The organism is uncultured Parasphingorhabdus sp. (assembly GCF_963975555.1).
GTDB lineage: Bacteria > Pseudomonadota > Alphaproteobacteria > Sphingomonadales > Sphingomonadaceae > Parasphingorhabdus.
In genome coordinates this window covers 68,607-93,105 of sequence record NZ_CAXBHH010000005.1, presented here as the reverse complement: position 1 = coordinate 93,105, position 24,499 = coordinate 68,607, and the positions used below count along the sequence as shown (strand labels likewise).

Here is a 24,499-nt window from a genome sequence, read left to right as displayed (position 1 = left end):
TTAAAAGGAAATGAGCGCAGCACATCAATTGTCATCCCAGCGAAGGCTGGGATCCAGACCAAAATATGGTGTGTGAAACAAGATTGGATTAGGCCCCAGCCGACGCTGGGGTGACGAGTATAAAGCGGAGAACGAGTAACCATGTCACTTCTGGAAGCACGCAAAACCTACAAGCCCTTTGAATATCCATGGGCTTACGAGTTCTGGAAACGGCAGCAGCAGATCCACTGGATGCCGGAAGAAGTGCCGCTCGGCGAGGATTGTCGCGACTGGGCGCAGAAGCTCACCGATCACGAACGCAATCTGCTGACCCAGATCTTCCGCTTCTTCACCCAGGCCGATGTCGAGGTGCAGGATTGCTATCACGACAAATATGGCCGGGTGTTCAAGCCGACCGAAATCAAGATGATGCTGACCGCGTTCAGCAACATGGAAACCGTCCATATCGCCGCTTACTCGCATCTGCTCGACACGATCGGCATGCCGGAAAGCGAATATTCGATGTTCCTCGAATATGAAGCGATGAAGGACAAGCACGACTATATGGGCACGTTCGGCGTCGAGAATGACGAGGATATTGCCAAGACACTGGCGATGTTCGGCGGCTTCACCGAAGGGCTGCAACTGTTCGCCAGCTTCGCCATGCTGATGAACTTCCCGCGCTTCAACAAGATGAAGGGCATGGGCCAGATCGTCACCTGGTCGATCCGCGATGAAAGCCTGCACTGCGAGGGTATTATCAAGATGTTCCACACCTTCGTGCAGGAACGCGACTGCCTGACCAAATCGGTCCGCGACGATATCATCGACTGCTGCCAGAAGACCGTGCGGCTGGAAGATGCGTTCATCGACCTCGCGTTCAGCGACGGCCCGGTTACCGGCATGACCGCCAAGGAAATCAAACGCTATATCCGCTATATCGCCGACTGGCGTCTCGGACAGCTCGGCTTCCAGCCGATCTACATGGTCGAAGACCACCCGCTGCCATGGCTCGCGCCATTGCTCAACGGCGTCGAGCACGCCAATTTCTTCGAAGCCCGCGCCACCGAATATTCAAAAGGCGCGACCAAGGGCGAGTGGAATGACGTCTGGTCAAGCTTCGACCAGCGCAAGGGCAAGGTCGCCAACGAAGACGCGCCGGTTGATGACGGGCCGGATATGTTTGAAGAGGCGGGGGTTGCTGCGGAGTAGGGATAGGAAAAGAGCGTAAGCGAGAATGTTTGACAAGCTCGACGCATATAATCTGGTGGCCAATTTGGTGCCAGGGGCAGCACTTACCTACGCTCTAAATCTGTCCGATTTTCCTACACCACCTCCCGATGATATCTTGGCTTTCCTTCTCGCGGCATTTGTAGCGGGAGTTACAGTAAATCGCCTCGGATCACTCGTTTTGGATCCGATTCTTAGATCGAAGCGGTTGGCATTCCTCAAACCCAAAGACTATAAGTCATTTGTTACAAGTGAACGAGACGACTCAAAGCTTGAGATTCTGGTCGCAAATGCTGGGCTTTACCGCACATTTTTTTCCGGCGGCCTCGTCTATTTTGTACTTCTGACTTTCGGTCTCTTAGCCGACCATTTTGGTTTCAGCGCGCGTTGGACGCTTAGCGGAACGCTTATAGTCGCGCTGATTGTGTTCTTGTTCGCTCTCAAAAAAGAAGATGACTACATTCATCAACGGCTTTCGATAAAAGCAAGAGAGGATTGAGTTGGCGGCAGTTTCTGTCGAGAAAATATTGAATTGAAATAGAGTGACAGTTTACCAAATTCACTAAATTCCAAATCAAGACCCAGTCTCTCAACCTGCATTGCCTCACAAAGTAGAATGGCGTATCGTCCTGTGATGCCGGGTGTTTTTGTTCATCGTCGCGATACGCACTACACCGATCGACTCGACGAGCAATATCAATTTCCCAAGAGCTATTTGTCCCGAGCGTCTCTGTTTAAGGGCGATTGGGCGATTTATTACGAGCCGGTGAAAGCTGGCGGTCGTGGTTTCTACGCAGTTGCATTCGTCGAAGACATTGTTCCCGATCCCACAACACCCGATCATTTTCTCGCACTGATTCAACCGGGCAGCTATCTCGATTTCGGACAGAACGTTCCCCATCGAATTGACGGAGAACTGGTTGAGGCAGGTCTGCGAAATGCGCAAGCCGCCGTTCGACCTCTGCTACCTGAAGATTTTGTGCGTATTATCAATCTTGGCCTGGGTGAAAACCCATCCGATCTCCCGCGAACGGATTTTACCGACGGTGAGACCTTGGCTGAAGAGCGTCTGCCATTTTCGTTCGAGCATGAACAGGAGCGTGAGAGAATTCTTACCTCCAGAACGGCGAGAGACGCGAATTTTCGCAAAGCCATCATTGGAGCATATGACCGACGCTGCGCTTTCACGGGCCTGCAATTTATCAATGGCGGGGGACGAGCGGAGGTGCAGGCAGCCCATATAAAGTCGGTATCCGCAAAAGGACCCGACAGCGTTAATAACGGGCTGGCGTTATGCGGTACCATGCACTGGATGTTTGATCGCGGCTTGCTGTCGCTGGGCGATGACCTTTCGATCATGGTCTCGCGACATGTGAATGATATCGGGAGTATTGATCGCTTGTTATTGCCGAGCAGAAAAGCCGTCGTTCCTGACGATCCCAAAATGCGGCCCTATCCGCATTTTCTGGAATGGCACCGGAATAGCTGTTTCAAACACTAGCTGGGTCCGGCTATCCCCCACCATCAACCCACACGAAACAAAATTTCCTACATTTGTAACAATCCATCCAGCATGACGCAAAATAACGCGTCATTGGCCCCAACTTCGACAAACTTTGGGCTTTGGCTCCTCTCCCACAGGGAGAGGCAAGTGGAGCTTGCCAGCTTGCTGGCTAGTGGAACTCGGTGAGGGGTTGGGAACCTCTGAAGGGTTAAAACCCTCACCGACTGCGACAAACCCTTCGGCTCAGTCTTCGTTGCCTCGCCCCATGGGAGAGGAAAGAGGAGCGCCTTAGCTGCCGTTCAACCTCAACCGCTATTCCCGAAATCCGCGCCACCCTTTTCGCTCAGCGGCGCATCATCTTCCGCGGCGTCTAGGATGCCGAGATCGCTTTCCTCGTCGTCATCGTTGCGCTCGCCGGCAAAGGCGCCGCCTTCGATGCGACCGCTTTCGACCATCTGTTTCATATGGTCGACCGTGTCCTGGGTGTCGTCGGGGATGATCTGCGCGGGATCGTTGTGGCCGCCGTGACGGCTGTCCGCGACATCCTCGCGCTTGGCCTTGGTGTTTTGCTGCGCGTTCTCGGCAAATTTCTGGGCTTGCGCGTCGTCGCGCTGGGACTGGTTGATGTTGCGTTCTTCGGTCATGCTGTTCCTCTTTCTGTTGCTCTATCAACACAGAGGCGGGGGATTTGTTCCTTCATTTCCCATATTGACGCTACGGCAAGCCTGGCATAAATTTCACTCACAATAGGGGAGGAAAAAATCATGAAATTTCTGGATGGATATACCGGGCATACCTACGCGTTGCTGCGGATCGTCGCGGGGCTGTTGTTCATGGCACATGGCGTGCACAAATATTTCGGCTTTCCGATTGCCTTTGATTTTCCGATGAGCCCGGTGATCTACGCCGCCGGCGCAATAGAACTGGTCGCCGGCGCGATGATTGCGCTGGGGCTGTTCACCCGCCCCGCTGCCTTCATCGCCAGCGGCATGAGCGCAGCGGCTTACTGGATGGCGCATGGCTCGACCGGCCTGTTCCCGATTGCCAATGGCGGCGAACTGGTCGTGCTCTATTGCTTCATCTTCCTGTATATCGCCGCGCGCGGTGCCGGTATCTGGAGCGTCGACAGCAAGCGGGGATAAAACGTGGCTGTGACGCGATAGGCCGCCCAAGCGGATGCTCCGCGTCACAGACCATTCATCTTGCGACTTGTAAAACCCGGTCACGTTATAAGAAAAACCGCAACGGGAGTTACATCATGCGCAATATCCTCATGTCCATCGCCGCCGCTTCTCTGGTCGTGCCCGCCGCCGCTGTCCTCGACAGCACGCCGGCCTATGCCAAGAGCAAGCACAAGCATCGCTATGACGACCGCGGTCGCTATTACGAGCCTCGCCGCGTGAGCCGCGACGAACGCATCTGGCGCGGCAAGGACGGCCGCTATCATTGCAAACGCGACAATGGCACCACCGGTCTGATCATCGGCGGCGCCGTCGGCGCTCTGGTCGGTCGCGGAATCGACACCGATGGTGATCGCACGGTTGGTACCTTATTGGGCGCTGCCGGTGGCGCGCTGCTGGGCCGCGAGGTCGATCGCGGCGGGATGAAGTGTCGGTAGATTAGGGGGAGGGGGGAAGCGTAATGCATCCCCCTTCGTCGTTATCCGCTTCCGCTCCATTGACGCCACTGCTGCCATGGCATAGCCTTCCCCGCCAAGTGGGAGATGATTGCGCATGATCAGATTTGTTTTTGCCTTTTCCGTCACGCTGTTCGCGATGTCGCCTGTCCTAGCCCAGCCGGTCAAAGATGCGCCGACAGCGAAGCATTCTGTGGACGATCCGGAGACAGTTGTGCGCGGTCTCTATTCCGAAGCGGTTGATCGTGACGCACTGCCAATGTCGCAGCGTCTGGAGAGCCTGTTCCTGCGGGAGCGCGACTATCTCGAAGCCAGCGGCCACCCGTTCGACCGACTCGATTTCGACTGGATGGTAAATGGTCAGGATGCTTTGATCACGGAACTGGGCATCGAGACCATGGAGGTGCCGATGCGCGATTATGGCGATGAGGCGCTCGACCAGTTTGACCGCAAAATCGTGACTGCCTCTTTCAAGAATTTCGACAGCCCGACAATAATCCGATATTATTGGGTCCGGGAGCGCAGCGGCTGGAAGCTGGATGATGTCACCGGCCATGGTGAGGACAGCATGACCTGGACATTATCGCTGTTGCTGGCTTTCGGCGGCTAGGACTTCGTCATCCTGAACTCATTTCAGGACCCCTTGATGATCACGCTCTGCCTTAGCCGAAGAACAGCGAAGCGAAACAATTTCAGGACGGCGAGCGTTGGTTCACGATTGATTATCGGCATTAAACCGTTTTTTACCGGTCTTTAAGCATGATCCTGTAAATTTGTACGATGGCATTCATTCTTACTTTGGTGCTGGCCTTCGCGGCGCTCAACTTGTGGACATTTGTTTTGTTCGGTTGGGACAAGATGCGGGCTGAACAGGGCGGCTGGCGGGTTAGCGAGACCAGTCTGCTAAGTCTTGCGCTGATCGGCGGTATTGGCGGGGCCTATGCGGGCCGGGCCTTGTTCCGGCACAAGACACGAAAAAAATCCTTCAATACTGCCCTGCAATCAATCGGATTTTTCCAGCTGGTCGCGCTGACCTTTTGCGGCGTCTATTTTTATGAACCGGGCGGTCTATCGACGCCGGCGCAGGCAGAGATTGTGCAGACTTTCGTCGAGCAACCCCGATCACTCGCCTATTATTCTAATTGTAGTGATGCCCGAAGCGCTGGCGCTGCGCCGCTTGATAGCGGCAATCCCGGCTATCGGCCAGCGCTGGACCGCGACAATGACGGTATCGCCTGCGAACCCTATCGAGGGCGCTGAGCTTTTTTTCCTCTCCCATAGGGAGAGGTAAGTGAAGCTTGTCAGCTTGCCTGACTAGCGCAACTCGGTGAGGGGTTTTAAACGGTCGAGAGGGTAAAAACCCCTTACCGACTGCGACTAGGTCCATGCGGACCAAGTCTTAGTTGCCTCTCCCTATCGGAGAGGAAAAGTGATGGTGCCAGCAGCCGTGGTTTCACCGCTGCGGCAACAACCGCCGCCAGTCGCCCCACAACACCACCGCCAGACACGCCCCGATCACCGCGAGATCAACCGCAGGTCCGACCGGATCATATTGCAGGCCGGCGAACGCCGCCAGACCCGAGATCGCGGCCCAGATCACGAACAGCTTGCGGCCGCCGTCCCAGCCTTTGACCAGACCGATGCCGGCGGCGAAGAGCAGCATCGGCGAGATCATCATCAATATCGGACCGATGGCGGGCAGCAGCAGGAACATCGATGCCGACAGCATTGGTGGCAGAGCGGGCAGGAAGGAGAGCGGGAGAAAATTGAGCGCCGCGATCACGATGGCGCCCCATCCGATATATTCACGATATTGTTTCATGCCGACCGATTATCATAGCCCGCCGCATTTGCCATCTCTTCTTGCGATTTTCCGGACCGGCATCTGTCCTACACCATCGCGTTGTGGTAAAGACGCGCTCATGAGACACTATCGCGCCCGTCCGGTTCAACCACCTGTAAAAACGCCGAAAATTGCGTTTTCGGGGGGAGCGGGAATTTTTTCTTTTAACACTGTAAAGTTTGTCAAGATCATGCCGGAGTGGCCATGAAATTTGTCCGAATTATTTTTGCCGCCGCCGCCGCCTGGGGCTTCCTCGCGCTTGTCCCGGGATTATTTGCAGAAGCAGGTCCCCGACCGGAATATTATTACGGTTTCATCGGGCTGGCTTTGGTGTTCCAGTTGATCTTCATCCTGATCGCCTTTGATCCGGCCCGCTACCGCGCGCTGATTCCGATCGCGATATTGGAAAAGCTGTCTTTCTTCCTGCCGGTCGCCATTCTCTATCAACAGGGCAGGGTGGCGATGGGGCCCGTATTTGTCGGCGCAATGGTCGACGGGCTGTTGATGCTGTTGTTTGCGCTTGCGTGGCTGGTTTCGCGCAGGGCGGGGCGTTCCGGCTAGCACCAGTCGCGGCGATAACCCTGCCAGCGTTCGGCCAGACCCTCGGTGACCAATGTTTCTCCCAGGCTTTGCCCGCCGCGGGTGATGATGCGCAGGTCGCGACCATATTTATCCTGATCGCGGTCGATCGATTGCAGGGAGAAATTGCCCTCGTTGAGCAGGGCCAGCAGCCTGAACTTGGCTTGCTCGCCGAGCCGTTTTTCGGAGGCGCAGCCGGGGCTGGAGATTTCCGGTGTGTTGATGTCGGCGATCCGGATCTTGCGGCCCTCGAACCAGATGGTGTCGCCGTCGACGACGCAGGTGGTGCGGTCGGAGCCGAAGCAGATGCCGAAGCTGGCACGATGGGGATCGATGCCGACCGCTGCGCTGGTGGTGGCCGGACCGCCGCTGAGGAAGATCGCGAGAAACAGCGCGGCGCACATGGCCGCGGTGATCGTGATGAAGGTGGGCCAGCGGATGTTGTCCATCCGTCTGAAAATAGGGGAGAAAGGTTAAAGGAGATTGAAGCAAACGGCTATTTTGACGAGTGGAATCGGGAGCCATCGTGGCGCTTGCTCCGCGATCCGGGGATAGAACCAATATGAGTCTATCTCCATCTACCCGTCGGCCGATCTTGCTGTTAGGGCGTGTATCATGTTGAAAAGATACACCTTGTCCGCCGCCGCCCTTGCCATTCTCGCTTTGGTGGCATCCCCTGGCAATGCTAGCCAGTCCGCTGGCGTTGCAGATGAAATGGCCAAGCCGGCCATCCCGTCGCGCGAAGATTATCCGGATGCCGGCCAGGCTTTCGGAATGGTCTGGCACAATGAAAGCGACGGCAAATTGCCAATGCTGACGTTCATGGTGCCGGAAACCGACAACCGGCTATGGACAATGCGTTGTGAGAAACTCGACAGCGGCAGTGTGAGGATCGCGCATATGATCATCGCTACGCCGCGCGAGATGGTTGCGGAAGACCAGTTCGGATTTACCGTCCGGGTTGACGACGGCGCATCAATCGGTGTGCTGGCGCGGATGTTGCCGACGCAGATCGAGGGGCAGGATCTGGTGATGCCGCAATTCTATCTGCCCAATAATCATGCGCTGTTTCCGGCGCTGGCACGCGGCAATCGCGCTTTCGTCAATCTGAACGGCAATAAATTCTCCCTTCATCTGAAGGGGTCGGGCGACGCGCTGATCACATTCTTGCGCGCCTGCCAATAGCGGCGTCTCCGGTGATCAGATCACCAGGGACGCGCTGTTGTTCACCGCTGGGCCAATCGACGCGGCAAGGAAAACGGCAGCCGAAACAAAAGCTGCGATGACGGATGCGAGGCGGTTCTGGAGGTTGGGGGAAAACATGGTCTGGGTTCCTTTGATAGGGATCTAGGCAATCATTGCTGCGGCATTGTTGACGGCCGGGCCAACGCTGGCGCTGACAAATACAGCGGCGGTAAGAATTGCAGCAAAAGCGGCGGCGATCTGGCTCTGGATGTTTGTGTTGGTCATTTTGAAGTTCCTTTTTGGTTCAATTGGCTGCTTCACAAATTGTTCTGCGAAGATGCCAACAACATTGCACAGGCCGTGCCAGTTCAGGAAAATCGTTATATAGTAGTAGTTTAGTGGATTTCGCCAATGTCGAGAATATGAACCACAACTGAATAATGGCAAATCATACCAACTATTGGTCTCGAGGTTCCCGATGAGCACGTGGTAATATGTTAACGCTGAGATGCTATCTGCATTGCCATGTTCGGACCGCGCCTCTCTCGAGTCTTCGCCAGTCGCGGCAACGCGCTGTGGTGGTCAGCCATGGTATTGGTCACGGCCTATTGTGTCGCCGCTGATCCGCCCGCCGAAGTAGGAGCAGCGCCGGACGCGGCCGTGACCCAAGCCGAGAATAAATCGGGCGACCCTTGGGCAGCTATGAAGGGCGTTGCCAAAAAGCGGGATGAGCTGCTGCACTGACCCCCGCGAACGATATCGCGAGGGTTCAGTCAAGCCATCTCAATATTGTGAGGTCCCGCCATCGACGCTCAGCGTCCCGCCGGTGATGCCTCCGCCGGCATCCGATGCCAGCAGCACCGCCATCGCAGCAACCTCCTCGACCTTGCCGGGCCGTTTGAGTGCGCTCTCCTGAGAGAACATGTCGATCATCTCGTCAAAGGTCATACCGAGCCCTTCGGCTGTGGCAGGACCGCCTTCCATGATCAGATCGGTAAGGATCAGACCGGGGCAGATAGCATTGACGGTTATGCCCGACGTGCCGACTTCCTGCGCCACTGCCTTGGTCATGCCGTTGATGCCATGTTTGGCGATCGTATAAGGTGCGAATGTCGGCTTGCCCATCTTGCCTTCCGTCGAGCTGATATTGATGATGCGACCCCATTTTTGCGCGATCATTGGCTTAAGTGCTCGGCGGGTCGCCCAGAAGGTGGAATAGATGTTCCACTTCATTGCCTGGTCAAAAGCTTCGTCGGTCAGATCAACTAACGGTGCCAGATCACCGGCACCCCCGGCATTGTTGACGAGGATATCGATCGAACCGAAATGGGAGGCGGTCTGGTCGATAAAAGACTCGACCTGGTCCTGCTCCATCACGTCGCCAGCAATGAATATCGCCCGGTCTCCAGCATCCAGTTCGGCAATGACTTTCGCACCCTTGTCCGGATTACGTGCCATCAGGGCGACATTCGCCCCCTCCGCCAGAAACGCTTCGGCAATCCCGCGCCCTATACCCGCCGTGCCACCCGTAATCGCAGCTGTCTTGCCCTTCAGTTTCATCGCTCTTCCTCTTCGCTATTTCGGTCATTTGCTATCGGAGGGGATGAAAACCGGCAATGGCCTAAAACGTTAGTCCCTCTGATTTCAATCGTTCTATTCAGAAAAACCGTCTTGAATATGAACCTGAGATAAAACTGCCATTCAGTATCTGGTCAAGGCTGCGCTACTAAACCGGCAAATGCAGGGCAGCAATTGATTCGGGTTCTGGAAGAACCCTTTGGGAGTGAAGAAAATGATCAACAAGTTTTTGGGAAGTCTAGCAATTTCAACAGCGGCCATTGCAACAATGGCATTTGCTTCTCCAGCGGAAGCGCGCGGCGGTTATTATGATGGCGCGTCATACGAGCAAGTGCGGAACAACGGCCGTCGCGAATATCGTCGAGGCGATATCTATCGCGGTGATCGCTATCGGGATCGTCGCGACTATCGTGACCAGCGCCGCTACCGCGATAACCGCTATTCGAACAACAGCCGTTATAGGGGGTGCGATCGGGGAACCGGCGGTACCATTATCGGTGCGATAGCCGGTGGTTTGCTCGGCAACGAAGTCGCCGGTCGCGGTAGCAAAACAGAAGGTACCATCATTGGCGGAGCCGTCGGTGCACTGGCTGGGCGCGCGATCGATGGAAATTGCTGATCTGATTATATTTAAGCAATAAAGTTAAACCCCTGCGTACGTGCGCGCAGGGGGATTCCATTCCCTCGAGTTGCGTATTGGGGGACAGGGGGTCGGCGTCTTTGGACAGTCCGGCCCCCGTTCATTTTTAAGGCTTGGCAAGCATAGCTGGGACGGGACCAATCCAGTCTGCAATATCCGGCTCGTCTTTGACAAAATAGGGCTTGCCCTTGCTGTTTAGGTAGAAGCGCTGCATCTCGCTGCGGGTGAATGGTCGCGAACCTAGCCGACCAAAGACAGCCATCTGCCCACCGGTCTCATCCACTGCCCGGTCACGATCGAGGCCTTTAGACAGGGCCAACGCCGGTTTGGGTGTGCGGGCAAAGGCAATCAGTTCCGGCTTCGGTGCTGGTGAGAAACCATAGAAATTCTTCTGACTGTCCGGTGTGGTCAACTGGATGACCTTCAGGCCATTGCGTCCGTCGGCCACGTAAGCAAACAGTGTTGCATTGGTTGATCCGACGATGACATCTTCGGCGTCGTTCATCGTGCCGCCAAATGTTTCCTTTAGGTAGACCACCGGAGCTTCAGGCCGGGTTATATTAGCAATCACCAGACCTTCATCCTTGGCCGCGATATAGGCATAGGTGCGCGCCAGATAGAGTCTACGGGCGTTGCGCAACGGAATTGTTCCTGATGGCACCGCAACCGGATTTTCCATGTCGGTAACGTTAAACAACTTCACGCCGTCGACATCGGTCACCCAGAGATAGCGGAATTGCAGTGCCGATGCCCGGGCGTCGGTCAACGGAATGGTGATGACGTGACGGGGCTCTAGCGGCTTGTCGAGATCAATCACAGTCAATCCGCGGTCGGTGGTAATATAGGCATAATGACCCGCCAGCGTGATGTGACGTGCGCCGTCCAATATGCCATCTTTGTTCCAGGTCAGGCTGCGCTTGAAGAAATTATTGCGGAACTCGCCATCGGCCAAAGTGTTGATATTGACCAATATCAGACCTTCTTCGCTGTCTGTGATCACCGCATAATTGTAAATCGGATGGAAGGCCTGTTCTTCGTTGACCTCCCGTAGTTCCTTGGTGTTGCGCGTTGGCGCAATCGGCTGGTTGGTCGCCAGCGCCATACAGGTCGCGTTCTTGGTATCGACATGCGTATCCTGGCCAAGTGATGAGAAGGGGGCTTTGATGATCCGCTCCGAAAAGCCCTTGTTGCCGATGGAAGCAACATCATAAGCGCGGAAACCGCCTTTGCCTTCGGCGACGAACATATATTCGCCGCGCAGTTGCAGACAGCGAACCGCGTCGCTGGTTCCTTGAACGACATTTTTGAATTCTTCGAGCGCTTTGGTTTCGCCGGAAAGATCTTTGTCGAGCCGTTCGCCGCGCACCCAGTCGATCAGCTCCCGGTCATGGTCTTCAACATGCATCCGCCAATAATCGGGATAGGCGTATTTTTGAAGGTAAGAGCCGATGACCGCTTGCGGTTCATCCCATTCGGTAACTCTGACCGCTTCAAAGCCTTTTTCAAGGCCGACCCAGGCGTGGAGGCCGATGAAGTTGACGAAATTCGTACCCTGTAACAGCGTCTGGGCCATAATCGCGTTATTGTCATTGGCTTCGCTGACGTGACAATCCGAGCATTGTTTGGTTTCGGTCTTGCGCACCGTGTGCGGGAAATGCGGCGCAAAAGCTTGCGACGAGAAACCGATGCCGGAAATCGGTGGCTGTTGGACGTAGATCCGTTCGCGGTTGATGTTGGTCGAGGACAGGATCAACGCGGAAGTGGAGCGAACAGGAGAAATGATATTGCCTTTGCTGGTCTGGTGGCGGCCGAGCTGGAACATCTGGTCGCGGGCGACTTGCGGGTTGTAGGTCGCGTAGTTCCGCGTTGTACCACCTTCATATTTGTGGTTGTCGGCCTGCCAGTTGGCTTCGATCGGCAAGTGGCAGCCGCCGCAGCTTGTCGTCCAGCTGAGGTGACAGGTGAAGCATACCATATTTTCGTCTGTATGCGCCCGATCACTCTTCTTAACGCCGCTTCCGAATGCAAATTTGCCTGTTTCTGCTCCGCTTTTCGACATGAGCTTGGCTCGTGCCGCCTTGAGATTGAAGTCAGGATGTGAACGGTCAACGCTGTTTTTGACGAGACTGACCCGCCAGCTGAGTTTGGGATCGACAATCGAACGCTGGACCAGCACGCGCTTGCCATTGGGGTCCTCGAACCATTCGAAGCGGCGCTCTCCGTTGGCGTTGCGCAGCAGACCGAGGTTCTTGCCCTTCGGCCGCGCTGCCAGATTGCTGGTCATGAGAGTGGGATAGGCGTCGGCGGTGCCGTGGCAGTCCTTGCAGCTGATTTCGACGGCATTGGCGACTTCGCCGTAGATCAGGCCGTTGCCATGACTGTCCTGCGAGAAATGGCAATCGGCGCATTGCATGCCGACTTCGGCATGGATGCTCATCATATGGACCGACTTGCCCGGATTGGTGCCTGGTTCGACAAACTTGCCTTCGCCTTCCTTGCGGAATTTTTCCGGATCGTCATTGGCAACGATATTATCGGTATCGGTGCCATAGCTGGCCTGATTGCCCTCGGCGTCGAGCAAATTGCCATCACGGTCGCGTTTCAGCACTGCCCGGAAATTCCAGCCATGGCCGTGATAGTCGGCAAATTGTGTATCCTTGGCGTCGCTGTTGACGTCATAAACATTGCGCAGGAAATCAATATCGGCCCACAAGCCTTTTGGAGCGGCACCTTCCGGATTTCTGTCGAGCACGGTCCGTACTTCTTCTGCAGTCGGATATTTCTGCTGCTTATATTTCTTTTGATATTCCTCCTCGCTCATGCCTTCCGGCTTGGGCGTCTTGTTGTCCGGACCCGGCCACATATAAGGCGCGTCGGATTCATAGTCCCACATCGTATAGCCGAGATAACTGTTCAGGAAGATATTCGGCTGGTGCATGTGACAATTCATGCATTGGGCGGTCGGAATGGCGCGGGTGAAGGCATGTTGTACCGGATGGCCTTTTTCCCGTTTCGCTGGATCGATCTCGACTGCATGATCGTTACCATGGCCCGTTTCTTCACCATGGGCCTCTGTGGCTGGCTTAGCCTTTTCGCCATGGGCTCCCGTTGCACCGTGTGATGCATCATAAGTACCAAAGCTGCCGAAACGATGTTCGCCTTCCTTCAGGTTGCGAATGGTTGGATCGACGGTGTCGGTCTGACCATCGCGGCCATATTTGGCCCAGATCGAGCTGTGCCGCGGTTCGCGATCATTGGCGTAGACGACGTGGCAGCCGGCGCAGCCAGACTGGCGATAGTCGCCCGGCTGGTCATTGGTTCCCATGAACCACATGAACGGATCATTGAGCCGGGTTTTGTGGATATTCAGCACCGGAATGGCGACACGCAGGCCGGTTCCCGGTCCGCGGTTTGATTGCTTGAGATCGGGGCGACCGGGCTCTTCCAGCCGCTGTATGATGCCGCCGATATTGGGCAGTCCGATTTCGGGGAACTGGGTGTTGATATTGCGGCCACCACGCTCGAACACACGGAAAATATCACCGGGTGGCACCGTATGCCAAGTCGGCAAGGGGTAAAGAATTGGAAGGGCACCGCGTTTCTTTTCCGCGTCGGTCACTGTGCCGTGCGGGTTGCCAGGAGATTTGATCGTCGCTGGTTCGCCGTCACGGGTATAGGCTTCGCCGAACACGTAATTTTTGAACGGAACGATGCCATTATTATAAGCGGCTCCCCCCCATAGCATAGCACCGGTTGCCATAAGCGACCGTTCAGAAGCCTCGATGATTTCCATATGGCAGGCGCCACAGGATTCGCGCGCAACCCGATAGTCCGACGGATTGACAAAGCGTACAAATTCCGGAGATTCCTTGTTCAGCAGCCCATAGCTGCGCTTGGGATTGGCGGAAGAAGGCCAGTGCCAGCTCTCTGGATATTTGGGCAGCACATGGGCTTTGGTCAGGGCATCCATATACGCGAGGCTGTTCTTGCCCCATTTGTTGTGGCCAACAACAGAAGCATCACCGCCATGACAATCAACGCAACCGAGAACCACTGCTGGCGTCTCGTGCATGGTCTTCTGGTCGCTGTCGGTATGACAGGACTGGCAACCGCTGCTTTTGGCTTGTGCTTCGTCCCAGTTCTGATTCTGCGGAGCAGGGGGGGTGAATCTATAATCGACTTTTTGCGGCTTCTCCGTGCCAGCAGCGAGCAATAATGACGCCGGAGTGATGGTCAGGGCCAACGCTCCCAATCCGGCGAGGATCAATTTGCTATGACCGGTCATGATGTTCCGCCAGCGCATCAGAAGGCCACTATCGCGTTAAGCAAAATAGAATAGTGAAAGTCACGCTTGTCAGTCTGATCGAACAAATCTTTAAATCCTTTGCCCGGCAACAATGCCGCGCCTGAAAGTCGGAATACCATATTTTGCGTGGCTTTAGGGCGATAGATCGCTGCCACAGAGAGGTCCCAGCCGATATCGTTCGGGATTGAGCCTTCATTGCGGAGTGTTTGCAACGGTTCGGTTTTGTGAAACCAGAGATGATTGGCGTTGCCGGAAAGACGGAAAGTGGGCGTCAGATCGGCATCGACGCCGACGCCGGCCAATATTGTGCCGGGATTGTTGAAATTGCTCTGGCCCTGTTCCTTGGAGGAACGAAGCGAGTTGAGGATGCCATTGCGACCGTTGATCGAGATCACCCGGCCACCGCCGGCGAAAGGAATAGTCTGACGGATCCAGTAGCTGGTGTCGGCTCCGGCAAAAATCGGATTTTCGAAGATCGCGTCAAAGCCGGCTTCGGTATTATTATAGGGATTGCCGTCTCCGCTGGCGAACAGGCCGGAGGCGCGAAAGCGTAAGAAATCAACGTCATAGCTGGCTTCCAAAGCGCCAAAATAGGCTTCGATTTTCGCCGGCTCGCTGGTGAAGAAGCTGTTCCGGTCTTCACCGAAGGCGCCGTAAACCTGGCCTGTCAGATTGATCCGCCCGATCCGTCCGTCAAAGGCATAGCCCGGATAGACGACATCATAGGCACGGCCCCTGAGGTCGCCGAGCAGGGCAGGGCGAACCGGAAAACCGTTATCGTCGATCTCGATATCGGATTTCTCGCGGTTCATATTATAGGTCAAGCTGAACTGGCTGGTCAGACCGACAAAAGGCAGATCCTGCCGATAGAGATTGGCGAAGAAAATATAGCTTTCGCGCGGGGTCTGGGTGATATCATTGAGACCGGAATTGGTGTCTTTTTCCAGCTGGACAAAGGCCCCGAGATTATACTGGATCCGGTTGTTGTCGCGGGTACCGAACAGGCGGAAACCGAGCTGGTTATCCTGAAACAGAAATCCGCGGAAATCGGCCTGCATCGGCTGGATGCCGATGCGGAAACTGTCGAAGTCATAGCGCGCAGAAGTGTTGCGGATATGGTAATCGAAAAACGCCTCCTGCACGCCGACAAACCAGTCGGTGCGGTGCGAGGATTTGGATGGCTCGACGAACAATACCCGGCGTTCCGGCACGTTCACATGATTGACCTGTGTTGCTAGCGTCAGGCGATATTCCACGTCAGGTGGCTTATAGGCTGTCGAGCCCTTGATCAGGGCAAAGCCGGTGATGAACGTCTGGGCATAGACTTCCGAACCGGACCGTCCGAATACGTCGATGCTGTTTGGTCGTTCGGTGGTCTGGACGCCGACGGGGATAGGGAAACTGCGGGGTTCGATGACCGTATCGGAAATTGCGTTGGCGACGAAGAACCAGTCATCGCCCTTGAGAAAACCCGGTTTTTTATCAGCCGGGATCGGTTTGTCACCCTTGAGAACATTCTGGTTATAGGGGTTTAGCGTGCTGTGGCAGTTGTTCCGCAGGGCGCCGAACAAAGTATAGATCGATTCATCGCCGCCTTTGGCGGGGCAGAGGCTTTGCATGATCCGCCAGCGATCGGGGACCGGAAACTCGTCGGTTGGAAAGGCTTCCGGCGGCGGGGCATTGACCGCACCGGGGTTATTCTGGGTCACCCGGTCCGGCAGTGTTTTCTGAACGCCAGGGCGGCGGCGGCCATCGATCAGGGCGTCATCGGCTGCCGGTCCATCAAAGTCCATTTCCAGCTGATCGGGGGTTTCGGATTGCTCTAAATTGGAAGATTTGGAAGCATCTTTTGGGTCTGGCTGGTCGGTGCTATCTTGCCCGTCCGTTTCAGCCTCTTCTTCGTCCGGATCCGGTCCGCCCATGCCGGTTTGTTGACCAAAATCGGCAGATTTATTACTTATCCATGCAAATCTTTCCCCGGCCAGCAGCGCCGTTAAGGACGCTTCCATGTCCTCGACCGAGGCGCGCCGGGTCTCCATTTGCTCGGCCTGACCGGACATTACCGCCAGGATCGGCACAAAGGAGGCAGAAAGTCCCGACATTGGCCCTACAGTCCCTCACAGACATTTTGCGCGTCGGTATCGAGGAATGGCGCAAAGGGACAGTTTACATAGCGCAAGCGGACACTGGCATTGCCAAGATCGACGACGATATTGTCGGCCCGCATCGCCTTGGGCGCGTTGCCGATGGTTGTAAGACGTTGGCCGGCATTGTGCAGTCCGAGGAAACTGATCATATCATCCTGATCGATACCGTCACCCGACACGCCGAGACCGCCGATCAACTGATTGCCGCGATAGATCGGCACGCTGCCGGGGAAAATCTGGATCCCGTTTTCCAACCGGTTCTGTCCTGCCACCACATCCGGCGTATTGGTGCAGCGCATGGGTGTGTCGGTAACGGAGGCTCCGGTAACAAAGGCGAGATGCTGCCCGAGATTGGGGAAGATCAATGATGCCTGCAGTCCGGTCGCGAACGGATTAAAATCCTCGATAGGGCGCGAAAGAGGCCCGTTGGGTCGACCCAGTTCGCCATCCGGAAAATAGGGGCGGGAGAGATTGCCGCCCGAGCGATCGGCAAAAGCGACCGTACCGGTGAGGGCATTGGGATCGTTTAAAAAGGTTCTGACCCGTCCCACAAAGGCGGCAACATCGCCGTCAGGATTGCCGAGCAGGTCCGATGCCGCAGTGCTGTTGGAAAAGAAGGATGCTGTCCGTGCTTTTTGCAGCGAAACATCAGTCCCGAAAATCGGTGCATCGGGCGAACGGACAATGCCCAATATCTCGCCATGGGTATCGACCACCGAAATGGATACTTGTGCGCGGCTGTCGAGTGGTTGCCTAATCTGGGCCCGCGCGCGCGACATGACGATAAAGGCTTCTTCCAATATCGCCCGTGTTTCGGCGGCTGTCAGCGGGGTGGTGACGTCCGCAGCGTCCGTCGCTGCGCGGATTGCAAAACGATTGGTTCCGGCACCGTCGGTCATCACGAAAGCATCGCGGTTCTTGAACTCGGCTACCGTCGATGCGCGGATGCCGGACGCTTCTGTGCCATAAGCTGTGCCAGCGATTATAGTGTTGGTGGCATAGCCTGTGACGGCGATCAAATTGCCGGCAGTGCCGTTTATCGCGGCAAAATTATTCTGAAGCGGCGATAGATCACTCACCACCGCGTCACTGAACCGAAGCTGCGTACCATCAACATAGATTCGATTGGCGGCTACTGCGGCGGGCGGGGCGAAACCTTGAATGCCTGCCAGAGCAATAGCTTCCTCATCATCGTCATCGATATCGAGAGTGTTGGAATCGAAACCATAGTCGCCATCGCCCATCACGCCGATGGCACCGACGACGACCCCGTTTTTATAGAGCGGTAATCCGCCGGGATCGGCAGACAGGCCCAGCGGAGAACGCTTGGGCCCGATCAGTGCGGCGCTTCCGATATTGCCGAATCTCTGGTTGAAATCGGAACATGGCAACTGGCTGAATTGCACGCCGAATAGCGGGCCGCTTTCCAATCCTGCCGTGGTCGGAGCGGCCGGAAAATGTTCCTGAACGATCTGACTGGCGGTACGGCTGGAAAAGGCATTGCCGGCACTCGACAGATAGGCGCCGGTCACGGCTTTTGCGATAGCGCCTGCTGCGGCGGGCACAACAACGCCCTGAACATCGACCAGCGGATTGTTGATCGCTCCCAGTGCGGTGCGCGCGCTGGTGGTTGCGGTCGGCCTTGCGCCGTTCATTTCAAACACCGCCAGCACATTGCCGACCCTGTCCGTCACCGCGATAACCGAAGGCAGGTTGCGGGCAGTCGCTTCACCGACGGCCTGCGCGATAATGGTCTGTACGTCGGTGACGCTAAGCGATTCTTGCGCCGGTGGCGTATAAGCGCCGCCATTGCCGTCAACCGCGACTGGTGTTGGTGTCGGAGTTGGCGAGGGTGCAGGTGTTCCTCCAAAATCGTTGCTGTCACCGCCGCCGCCGCAGGCGGTCAGCACCAGCGCGAAAGCAGAAATGGCGGAGGTCAGATAAGGTTTGCGCATTATCAAATCCCCTATCTGAGCGACCGGATCGTGCGGACGGCGCTGCCGAGTGCTCTGCGATATTTCAATGGTTCATAATCATTGGGCTCGGCAACGGCAGCATAAGCGACATTGATCTGTCCGCGCAGACTGGATGCGGCAGATTCGCTGACCTGACCACTATTGACCAGTCCGTTGAGCAAAGTGTCGACGGCCATGACGGCCTGAACGCTGCCTTCATAATCGGTGAAGCGTGGCGATATTGCCTGACCGGCAATAGTTTCCATGATCTGGAAGGTCTGGTCCCGGCCAAAGCTGGCGCGGGAGAAACGATCCGCTAGCTGGTTTGCATATTGCCGCAATTTCGCCGCTTCCTGCACGGCGGGTTCCCGGCCTTGCGCCATCGCCGCATGAAAGGCTTTGGACCGGCTGTCGAAATCAGCCGCAATGTCTGGCGCCGCTATTTTGATCGCTGCGCTAAGCATGATCATATTCTCGTCATTATAAGGCGGCATGCCTTCGGGAATGGGGCGTCCGGGATTGTCGATCGATGTCGGACGAGCTGATGCATCGTCATAAATCCGGCGGTGGCAGCTGTGGCAGTCGTAGAAATAAAATTCGGGGAAAATACCCTCTGTGCCCAGAGATGGCTTGGTGAACAGGTTCAGCGAGCGTTCGAGCGCCATTGCCTGACCCACGGCCCAAAACTGGACGCTGTTGGTCCGGCCCTTGCGGCGGACATAATCGACATCCTCGTCATGATGCTGTTGCAGGGTGGAGAACAGATCCATTTCAAAGGAAATGCGAGGATGGCCGGCGGCCATGATCTTATGATCGACAAACTGGCCTTTTTTGGCGCTGCCGAAATGACAGTCGAGGCAGACGCTGGCGCGGGCTTTGGGATTGTCCAGTGGTACCAAACCCTTGGCAACATTGCCGGCATGGCTCGCGCCGACCGCATAATGGCTGGAGAGCCAGCCGGAGGATGCTCCGTGGCAGGATTCGCAACCGACGCCGTCGTTCTGCTGGAACCTTGGTCCCTTGCTTGCAGCGGTCGTGGTGTGACAGCCGAGGCATTCTGATGCGGAAGCGGCGTCCTTGATGCCGAGACGTTTGGCTATTGCGATGCTGCGCGGTTCGCGGAGGACACGAAAAGCGCGGCTATGGGCTCCGCCGGGTGTCGACTCTTCCTGCCAGCGCATGATTTCGTCCTGCCTGACAATCTTGCCGTCCGCTTCCTGTCGTCCGTGACAGGTCGTTGCGCCGCAGGAAGCCACGCCCAGATAGGTACCGCTGGCGACATCGGTGGCGGCTTCGACGGGAGTGGGGCTTGCCATGGTCGAGATCAATAATGCCGTGCCGACCATTGCTGCACAGAACAGGCTAGCGGCCAGTAACGACCAGCTAGGAATCCAAGATTTTATATTCCCCATTTGCATCGTTGCCCATTTCGGTTTTGCAACCGATCCCCTGATCCAGCACGACGCGACCCTTGCCGTTCACTATAACGATCACGTTACCTATCCTCCAACCCATGCTCAATGCAAACGAAAATCGCCCGATTTCTTTTATTTTTTAGGGCTTTGTTGCTCGAACTGTGGAGTAGCGGAAACACAATGTTGCCTATAGGCAACGGTCATCGACTGATCGCCTAGCCCGGTTTGCGCCGGATCACCAGATTACGGATTTCGGTCATATCTTCCATGGCGAAGCGGATACCTTCACGGCCAAGACCGCTGTCCTTGACGCCGCCATAAGGCATATTGTCGACGCGGTAGGATGGCACATCATTGATCACCACGCCGCCGACATCCAGATGATCCCAAGCGTCGAGCGACTTGAACAGATCGCGGGTGAAGATGCCCGCCTGCAGACCGAATTTGCTGTCGTTGACTTCGTTCAGCGCGGCACCGAAATCGCTGAATTTCGAGAGCAGGGCGAGCGGGCCAAAGGCTTCTTCGCGATAGGCATCCGCGTTGGTGTCGACATTTTCCAGCAGCGTTGCTTCGAGCATATTGCCCTTGCGACTGCCGCCGCACAGAAGCGTCGCGCCTCCCGCTACAGCGCTTTCGATCCAGCCGTGCAGGCGACTGGCTTCGCCTTCGGAGATCATCGGACCGATGAAAGTCTCGCGTTCCTTTGGATCGCCAGCGATCAGGCTTTTGGTCTTGGCGACCAGCATGTCCTTGAACCTGTCGTAGATGCTCTCGTGGATGATGATCCGCTGCACACCGATGCAGCTTTGGCCGGACTGATAAAATGCTCCGAAAACGACACGCTCCAGCGCATCGTCGAGATCGGCGTCATGATCGACGATCACCGCCGCGTTGCCGCCCAGTTCGAGTACGATTTTCTTCTTGCCTGCCTTGGCTTTCAAATCCCAGCCAACGCCCGGCGAACCTGTAAAGGATAGCAGCTTCAGACGCTCGTCGACCGTGAACAAATCGGCGCCGTCCCGACTTGCGGGCAGAATCGAGAAGGCGCCTTTTGGCAGATCGGTCTCTGCCAGTATCTCGCCCATGATGATCGCGCCTAGCGGTGTCTTGCTTGCCGGTTTCATCACGAACGGACAGCCCACAGCAATGGCCGGCGCGATTTTATGTGCTGCCAGATTGAGCGGGAAATTGAACGGGGAAATGAAGCTGCACGGGCCGATGGGAACGCGTTTCCACATGCCCATATAGCCTTTTGCGCGCGCGGAAATGTCCAGCGGCTGGACCTCGCCATAATTGCGCACCGCTTCTTCGGCGGCAATCCGGAACGTGTCGATCAAACGTCCGACTTCGCCTTCCGCATCCTTGATCGGCTTTCCCGCCTCGACACAGAGGGCGTATGACAGTTCGTCAAAGCGCTCCTTGAACCGGTCGACACAATGTTGCAGCACATTTTGCCGCTCGTAGCTGGCCATGGCCGCCATCGGCGCCGTTGCCTCCACGGCTCCCGCGATTGCCTTTTCAATGACATCGGGGGTGGCGAGGGCAGTCCGGAAGGCGACTTCATTGGTATATTTATCGGTGACTTCCAGGTCGGTATTGGGCTGCACCGCTTCATTGTTCAGATAAAGCGGATAGACGTCTTTTAACTGTGTCATACGTGTCTCGTTCAAACCTTCGCGCTGAGTTCCTTGATCTCGTGATTCAAGATACGATCATTGTCGGAATAGTCGACCGGAACCTCGATCAGATGCACGCCTTCGCTGTTGAGGCATTTGTCGATCGTTTCCTGCAGATCCTGGGCGCTGGTGATCCGGTAGCCATTGGCACCATAAGCTTCTGCATATTTGACAAAGTCGGGGTTGCCATAAGTCAGGCCCCAGTCCTTGAAGCCCATGTTGGCCTGTTTCCAGCGGATCATGCCGTAGCTGTTGTCATTCAGCACCAGCACGGTGATGTTGAGTTTCAGCCGGACCGCGGTTTCCATTTCCTGGCTGTTCATCATGAACCCGCCGTCGCCACAGATCGCCATGACCTTGCGATCAGGATAGACCATCGCCGAAGCCATGGCAGAGGGCAGGCCGGCGCCCATGGTCGCCAGCGCATTGTCGAGCAATACCGTATTCGCCTGGCGCGCCTTGTAGTTGCGGGCGAACCAGATTTTATAGACGCCATTGTCGAGACAAATGATCCCGTCAGCCGGCATTGCTTCGCGGACGACCTTGACGAGATGGGGCGGGTAGATCGGGCAACGAACATCGTCGTCCATCGAATCCGTATGCTCTTCCTCGGCCCGGCGCGCCCTGTACATCGCGTCGAAATTCCAGCTGCCGGAAGGAACGATATCTTCCTTCATCTGCCAGATCGCGTTGCCGATATCGCCGATCACTTCGATCTGCGGGAAATAGACCGGATCGACTTCAGCGCTGTTCATCGACACGTGGATGACTTCGGTGCTGCCGGTCGCCATGAAGAAGGGCGGCTTTTCGATCACATCATGACCGACGTTGATGATAAGATCGGCAGCTCCAATGGCGCGATGTACGAAGTCATTGGCCGATAGCGCTGCGCAACCCATGAATTCCTTGTGGGTCTCGTCGACCACGCCCTTGCCGAGCTGGGTGGTGACAAAGGGGATGCCGGTCTTCTCGATAAATTGCGTCAGCATGCGTCCGGTGGTTGTCCGGTTGGCACCGCCGCCGACGACAAGGATCGGAGATTTGGCATTTTCGATTTTCTTGGTCGCTGCGCGCACGGCTTTCGCTTCGGCAACGGGACGCCGGGCCAGGCTCGGCGCGATCGGGGTCGAGTCCGTTTCCTCGTCGGCAATATCTTCCGGAAATTCGATATGGGTGGCGCCGGGCTTTTCTTCTTCGGCCAGACGAATCGCTTCGCGCACGCGGCTCGGGATATTGTCCGCAGAAGCCAGCTGATGCGTGAATTTGGTAATCGGTCCCATCATGTCGACGACGTCGAGAATCTGGAAGCGGCCCTGTTTGGATTTCTTGATCGGTTTCTGGCCGGTGACCATCAGGATCGGCATGCCGCCCAATTGCGCATAGGCTGCTGCCGTCACCAGATTGGTCGCGCCGGGGCCGAGTGTCGCCATGCAGACGCCGGTCTTGCCGGTATGCCGTCCGTAGGTCGCGGCCATGAAGCCGGCGCCCTGTTCGTGACGGGTGAGAATGAGTTTGATTTTCTTCGAGCGCGACAGGCTGTCGAGCATGTCGAGATTTTCTTCGCCGGGAACGCCGAACAGATATTCAACGCCTTCGTTTTCCAGACATTCTACAAAAAGATCGGATGCTTTGGTCATGTGGGTCCTTCCCTGATCGTGATGACCAGTACTTGTGCGAGTAATTGGCAGCGACCCCGGATGACTCTCTATCCCCTCGAGAAGGAGACTCACCTTACCCCTATGTTCTTGGTTGATAAGTCAAAATAGGCTCTAAGTCACCCCCCTCAATATCCGCGATCGAAGTCGGCGACGGCGATCATCTGCTCGCCATTCCGGTAGCGTTTCAGATTTTCGACGAAGCGGGCGGCGGCACGCTGGAACATGCGGGTTTGCGCTTGCCCCGACATATGCATGGTGATCAGGCAATTGGGAGCGTCCCACAGCGGGTGGTCGGCTGGTAGCGGTTCGGGGTCGGTGACGTCGAGCGCAGCGCCGCCGATGGTCTTGTCATTGAGCGCGGCAAGCAAGGCATCCTGATCGACCAGCGATCCGCGCGCGACATTGATGAGCCAAGCGGAGTTTTTCATCGCGGCAAATTCTTCCGCGCCGAACATATGTTTCGTGTCGCTGGTGGCGGGGGCCGATACGAAGACCCAGTCAAATTCGCCGAGCCGGTCGCGCCAGTCATCGAGCCCGATGACATTGGCTTCGCCGGTCGCGGTGCGCCGGACAGCGGTCACGTCTACGTCAAAGCCGGAAAGTTTTTTGGCGATTTGCTGGCCGATGCCGCCATAGCCGATGATCAGCGCCTTGCTGTCGTCAATCTCGGCAGTGCCCGGCGGCGTTTCGAGCCAGTTGTGCTGACGCTGGTTGTCGAGAAGGATATCGCTGCGCTTGGCGGCGGCGAGCATCATCATGACGGCAAATTCAGCGATTGGCGCGCTGTTGAGGCCGGCGCCATTGGTCAGCTTGGTGCCCTGCGCCTTGAGCTGTGCGAGCGGGAAATGTTCGACGCCGGCGTAAATGCTGTTGAGCCATTTGAGGTTGGTGGCGGCGGAGATGATCTCCGCCATCTTCTCCTTGTCATACATGTCGAACCAGCCGATCTCGGCATGCGGCGCGATTTCCATCGCTTCCTCGGTGCTGGTGAACCATGTGACATCGAGGTCATCGCAATGCGGTTCAACCAGTGGACGGACGAGGGAAGCCATTGCGGCTTTCGGTTTGGTGGTCATAGCGTCATACTCCTAAAATTGCCGTTCCCGTTTTGACGGGAATCTGTATTTCTATTCAAGCGTTGCGCATCCTGCTCCCCGTCTTGGCGTGG

At 56.3% G+C, this 24,499-nt stretch carries 24 protein-coding genes; 11 read left to right on the top strand and 13 right to left on the bottom strand.

Annotated features, from left to right (window positions below; genetic code table 11):
- Positions 1-141 precede the first annotated feature (141 nt).
- From AAC060_RS11970 to AAC060_RS11960, 3 genes are all read left to right on the top strand, one after another.
- Positions 142-1,191, top strand: coding sequence for a ribonucleotide-diphosphate reductase subunit beta (locus AAC060_RS11970; RefSeq protein ID WP_339826501.1), 1,050 nt, complete (start codon positions 142-144; stop codon positions 1,189-1,191).
- A gap of 25 nt (positions 1,192-1,216) precedes the next feature.
- A complete protein-coding gene (locus AAC060_RS11965) occupies positions 1,217-1,708 on the top strand; it encodes a hypothetical protein (protein ID WP_339826499.1) in 492 nt (163 codons plus the stop codon).
- Positions 1,709-1,825: 117 nt separating this feature from the next.
- Positions 1,826-2,710, top strand: a complete 885-nt coding sequence (locus tag AAC060_RS11960) for an HNH endonuclease (RefSeq protein ID WP_339826497.1) — start codon at positions 1,826-1,828, stop codon at positions 2,708-2,710.
- Between the two features lie 308 nt (positions 2,711-3,018).
- Here AAC060_RS11960 and AAC060_RS11955 read toward each other — a convergent pair whose 3' ends face one another.
- The gene (locus tag AAC060_RS11955; RefSeq protein ID WP_339826495.1) at positions 3,019-3,357 is read right to left on the bottom strand and encodes a hypothetical protein; all 339 of its coding nucleotides are present in this window, start codon (positions 3,355-3,357) and stop codon (positions 3,019-3,021) included.
- Between the two features lie 120 nt (positions 3,358-3,477).
- Here AAC060_RS11955 and AAC060_RS11950 point away from each other — a divergent pair, with 120 nt between their 5' ends.
- The 4 genes from AAC060_RS11950 (at position 3,478) to AAC060_RS11935 (ending at position 5,609) form a co-directional block, all read left to right on the top strand.
- The gene (locus tag AAC060_RS11950; RefSeq protein WP_339826493.1) at positions 3,478-3,855 is read left to right on the top strand and encodes a DoxX family protein; all 378 of its coding nucleotides are present in this window, start codon (positions 3,478-3,480) and stop codon (positions 3,853-3,855) included.
- A gap of 116 nt (positions 3,856-3,971) precedes the next feature.
- The gene (locus tag AAC060_RS11945; protein WP_339826491.1) at positions 3,972-4,331 is read left to right on the top strand and encodes a glycine zipper 2TM domain-containing protein; all 360 of its coding nucleotides are present in this window, start codon (positions 3,972-3,974) and stop codon (positions 4,329-4,331) included.
- Positions 4,332-4,446: 115 nt separating this feature from the next.
- The gene (locus tag AAC060_RS11940) at positions 4,447-4,959 is read left to right on the top strand and encodes a hypothetical protein (protein WP_339826489.1); all 513 of its coding nucleotides are present in this window, start codon (positions 4,447-4,449) and stop codon (positions 4,957-4,959) included.
- 170 nt (positions 4,960-5,129) lie between these two features.
- Positions 5,130-5,609, top strand: a complete 480-nt coding sequence (locus tag AAC060_RS11935; protein ID WP_339826487.1) for a DUF1294 domain-containing protein — start codon at positions 5,130-5,132, stop codon at positions 5,607-5,609.
- Between the two features lie 193 nt (positions 5,610-5,802).
- Here AAC060_RS11935 and AAC060_RS11930 read toward each other — a convergent pair whose 3' ends face one another.
- Positions 5,803-6,171 (bottom strand): hypothetical protein, encoded by a 369-nt coding sequence (locus tag AAC060_RS11930; RefSeq protein ID WP_339826485.1) that lies wholly within the window; start codon positions 6,169-6,171, stop codon positions 5,803-5,805.
- A 225-nt stretch (positions 6,172-6,396) separates the two neighbouring features.
- On the opposite strand from AAC060_RS11930, the gene AAC060_RS11925 reads away from it, so the two are divergent.
- A complete protein-coding gene (locus AAC060_RS11925) occupies positions 6,397-6,753 on the top strand; it encodes a hypothetical protein (RefSeq protein WP_339826483.1) in 357 nt (118 codons plus the stop codon).
- Here the strand turns inward: AAC060_RS11925 and AAC060_RS11920 are convergent.
- The gene (locus tag AAC060_RS11920) at positions 6,750-7,220 is read right to left on the bottom strand and encodes a thermonuclease family protein (RefSeq protein WP_339826481.1); all 471 of its coding nucleotides are present in this window, start codon (positions 7,218-7,220) and stop codon (positions 6,750-6,752) included. The two genes, AAC060_RS11925 and AAC060_RS11920, sit on opposite strands and share 4 nt — an antisense overlap.
- Positions 7,221-7,386: 166 nt before the next feature.
- Between AAC060_RS11920 and AAC060_RS11915 the strand changes: the two genes are divergently transcribed.
- On the top strand, positions 7,387-7,956 hold the full coding sequence (locus AAC060_RS11915) for a hypothetical protein (protein ID WP_339826479.1): 570 nt from the start codon (positions 7,387-7,389) through the stop codon (positions 7,954-7,956).
- Positions 7,957-7,971: 15 nt separating this feature from the next.
- Here the strand turns inward: AAC060_RS11915 and AAC060_RS11910 are convergent, their stop codons facing one another.
- Together AAC060_RS11910 and AAC060_RS11905 are read right to left on the bottom strand one after the other, a co-directional pair.
- Entirely contained in the window at positions 7,972-8,094 is a 123-nt protein-coding gene (locus AAC060_RS11910) for a hypothetical protein (protein WP_339826477.1), read from the bottom strand.
- Between the two features lie 24 nt (positions 8,095-8,118).
- On the bottom strand, positions 8,119-8,241 hold the full coding sequence (locus AAC060_RS11905; RefSeq protein WP_339826475.1) for a hypothetical protein: 123 nt from the start codon (positions 8,239-8,241) through the stop codon (positions 8,119-8,121).
- Positions 8,242-8,481: 240 nt separating this feature from the next.
- Between AAC060_RS11905 and AAC060_RS11900 the strand changes: the two genes are divergently transcribed.
- Positions 8,482-8,700, top strand: coding sequence for a hypothetical protein (locus tag AAC060_RS11900; protein ID WP_339826473.1), 219 nt, complete (start codon positions 8,482-8,484; stop codon positions 8,698-8,700).
- 39 nt (positions 8,701-8,739) lie between these two features.
- On the opposite strand, the gene AAC060_RS11895 is transcribed toward AAC060_RS11900, so the two are convergent.
- Complete coding sequence (locus tag AAC060_RS11895) at positions 8,740-9,516, bottom strand: SDR family NAD(P)-dependent oxidoreductase (RefSeq protein ID WP_339826471.1); 777 nt, start codon at positions 9,514-9,516, stop codon at positions 8,740-8,742.
- Positions 9,517-9,748: 232 nt separating this feature from the next.
- Between AAC060_RS11895 and AAC060_RS11890 the strand changes: the two genes are divergently transcribed.
- Entirely contained in the window at positions 9,749-10,153 is a 405-nt protein-coding gene (locus AAC060_RS11890) for a glycine zipper 2TM domain-containing protein (RefSeq protein WP_339826469.1), read from the top strand.
- Positions 10,154-10,280: 127 nt separating this feature from the next.
- On the opposite strand, the gene AAC060_RS11885 is transcribed toward AAC060_RS11890, so the two are convergent.
- The 7 genes from AAC060_RS11885 to AAC060_RS11855 form a co-directional block, all read right to left on the bottom strand.
- Positions 10,281-14,459, bottom strand: a complete 4,179-nt coding sequence (locus tag AAC060_RS11885) for a hypothetical protein (protein ID WP_339826467.1) — start codon at positions 14,457-14,459, stop codon at positions 10,281-10,283.
- Positions 14,460-14,476: 17 nt separating this feature from the next.
- A complete protein-coding gene (locus tag AAC060_RS11880) occupies positions 14,477-16,582 on the bottom strand; it encodes a hypothetical protein (RefSeq protein ID WP_339826465.1) in 2,106 nt (701 codons plus the stop codon).
- Positions 16,583-16,587: 5 nt separating this feature from the next.
- Positions 16,588-18,582, bottom strand: coding sequence for a heme-binding protein (locus tag AAC060_RS11875; RefSeq protein ID WP_339826463.1), 1,995 nt, complete (start codon positions 18,580-18,582; stop codon positions 16,588-16,590).
- Between the two features lie 11 nt (positions 18,583-18,593).
- Complete coding sequence (locus tag AAC060_RS11870; RefSeq protein ID WP_339826673.1) at positions 18,594-19,898, bottom strand: multiheme c-type cytochrome; 1,305 nt, start codon at positions 19,896-19,898, stop codon at positions 18,594-18,596.
- 314 nt (positions 19,899-20,212) lie between these two features.
- Complete coding sequence (locus tag AAC060_RS11865) at positions 20,213-21,652, bottom strand: aldehyde dehydrogenase family protein (RefSeq protein ID WP_339826461.1); 1,440 nt, start codon at positions 21,650-21,652, stop codon at positions 20,213-20,215.
- 11 nt (positions 21,653-21,663) lie between these two features.
- Positions 21,664-23,310, bottom strand: coding sequence for an acetolactate synthase large subunit (locus tag AAC060_RS11860; RefSeq protein WP_339826459.1), 1,647 nt, complete (start codon positions 23,308-23,310; stop codon positions 21,664-21,666).
- A 146-nt stretch (positions 23,311-23,456) separates the two neighbouring features.
- Positions 23,457-24,407, bottom strand: coding sequence for a D-2-hydroxyacid dehydrogenase (locus AAC060_RS11855; protein ID WP_339826457.1), 951 nt, complete (start codon positions 24,405-24,407; stop codon positions 23,457-23,459).
- Positions 24,408-24,499 lie beyond the last annotated feature (92 nt).

What these genes read in the sequence shown, in the direction of transcription:
- AAC060_RS11920 (WP_339826481.1), bottom strand. Translation starts at nt 7,220, where the DNA reads ATGGACAACATCCGCTGGCCCACCTTCATCACGATCACCGCGGCCATG.
- AAC060_RS11880 (WP_339826465.1), bottom strand. Translation starts at nt 16,582, where the DNA reads ATGTCGGGACTTTCTGCCTCCTTTGTGCCGATCCTGGCGGTAATGTCC.
- AAC060_RS11940 (WP_339826489.1), top strand. Translation starts at nt 4,447, where the DNA reads ATGATCAGATTTGTTTTTGCCTTTTCCGTCACGCTGTTCGCGATGTCG.
- AAC060_RS11870 (WP_339826673.1), bottom strand. Translation starts at nt 19,898, where the DNA reads ATGGCAAGCCCCACTCCCGTCGAAGCCGCCACCGATGTCGCCAGCGGT.
- AAC060_RS11855 (WP_339826457.1), bottom strand. Translation starts at nt 24,407, where the DNA reads ATGACCACCAAACCGAAAGCCGCAATGGCTTCCCTCGTCCGTCCACTG.
- AAC060_RS11875 (WP_339826463.1), bottom strand. Translation starts at nt 18,582, where the DNA reads ATGCGCAAACCTTATCTGACCTCCGCCATTTCTGCTTTCGCGCTGGTG.
- AAC060_RS11885 (WP_339826467.1), bottom strand. Translation starts at nt 14,459, where the DNA reads ATGACCGGTCATAGCAAATTGATCCTCGCCGGATTGGGAGCGTTGGCC.
- AAC060_RS11905 (WP_339826475.1), bottom strand. Translation starts at nt 8,241, where the DNA reads ATGACCAACACAAACATCCAGAGCCAGATCGCCGCCGCTTTTGCTGCA.
- AAC060_RS11955 (WP_339826495.1), bottom strand. Translation starts at nt 3,357, where the DNA reads ATGACCGAAGAACGCAACATCAACCAGTCCCAGCGCGACGACGCGCAA.
- AAC060_RS11970 (WP_339826501.1), top strand. Translation starts at nt 142, where the DNA reads ATGTCACTTCTGGAAGCACGCAAAACCTACAAGCCCTTTGAATATCCA.
- AAC060_RS11910 (WP_339826477.1), bottom strand. Translation starts at nt 8,094, where the DNA reads ATGTTTTCCCCCAACCTCCAGAACCGCCTCGCATCCGTCATCGCAGCT.
- AAC060_RS11960 (WP_339826497.1), top strand. Translation starts at nt 1,826, where the DNA reads ATGGCGTATCGTCCTGTGATGCCGGGTGTTTTTGTTCATCGTCGCGAT.
- AAC060_RS11915 (WP_339826479.1), top strand. Translation starts at nt 7,387, where the DNA reads ATGTTGAAAAGATACACCTTGTCCGCCGCCGCCCTTGCCATTCTCGCT.
- AAC060_RS11965 (WP_339826499.1), top strand. Translation starts at nt 1,217, where the DNA reads ATGTTTGACAAGCTCGACGCATATAATCTGGTGGCCAATTTGGTGCCA.
- AAC060_RS11925 (WP_339826483.1), top strand. Translation starts at nt 6,397, where the DNA reads ATGAAATTTGTCCGAATTATTTTTGCCGCCGCCGCCGCCTGGGGCTTC.
- AAC060_RS11890 (WP_339826469.1), top strand. Translation starts at nt 9,749, where the DNA reads ATGATCAACAAGTTTTTGGGAAGTCTAGCAATTTCAACAGCGGCCATT.
- AAC060_RS11945 (WP_339826491.1), top strand. Translation starts at nt 3,972, where the DNA reads ATGCGCAATATCCTCATGTCCATCGCCGCCGCTTCTCTGGTCGTGCCC.
- AAC060_RS11865 (WP_339826461.1), bottom strand. Translation starts at nt 21,652, where the DNA reads ATGACACAGTTAAAAGACGTCTATCCGCTTTATCTGAACAATGAAGCG.
- AAC060_RS11895 (WP_339826471.1), bottom strand. Translation starts at nt 9,516, where the DNA reads ATGAAACTGAAGGGCAAGACAGCTGCGATTACGGGTGGCACGGCGGGT.
- AAC060_RS11900 (WP_339826473.1), top strand. Translation starts at nt 8,482, where the DNA reads ATGTTCGGACCGCGCCTCTCTCGAGTCTTCGCCAGTCGCGGCAACGCG.
- AAC060_RS11930 (WP_339826485.1), bottom strand. Translation starts at nt 6,171, where the DNA reads ATGAAACAATATCGTGAATATATCGGATGGGGCGCCATCGTGATCGCG.
- AAC060_RS11950 (WP_339826493.1), top strand. Translation starts at nt 3,478, where the DNA reads ATGAAATTTCTGGATGGATATACCGGGCATACCTACGCGTTGCTGCGG.
- AAC060_RS11935 (WP_339826487.1), top strand. Translation starts at nt 5,130, where the DNA reads ATGGCATTCATTCTTACTTTGGTGCTGGCCTTCGCGGCGCTCAACTTG.
- AAC060_RS11860 (WP_339826459.1), bottom strand. Translation starts at nt 23,310, where the DNA reads ATGACCAAAGCATCCGATCTTTTTGTAGAATGTCTGGAAAACGAAGGC.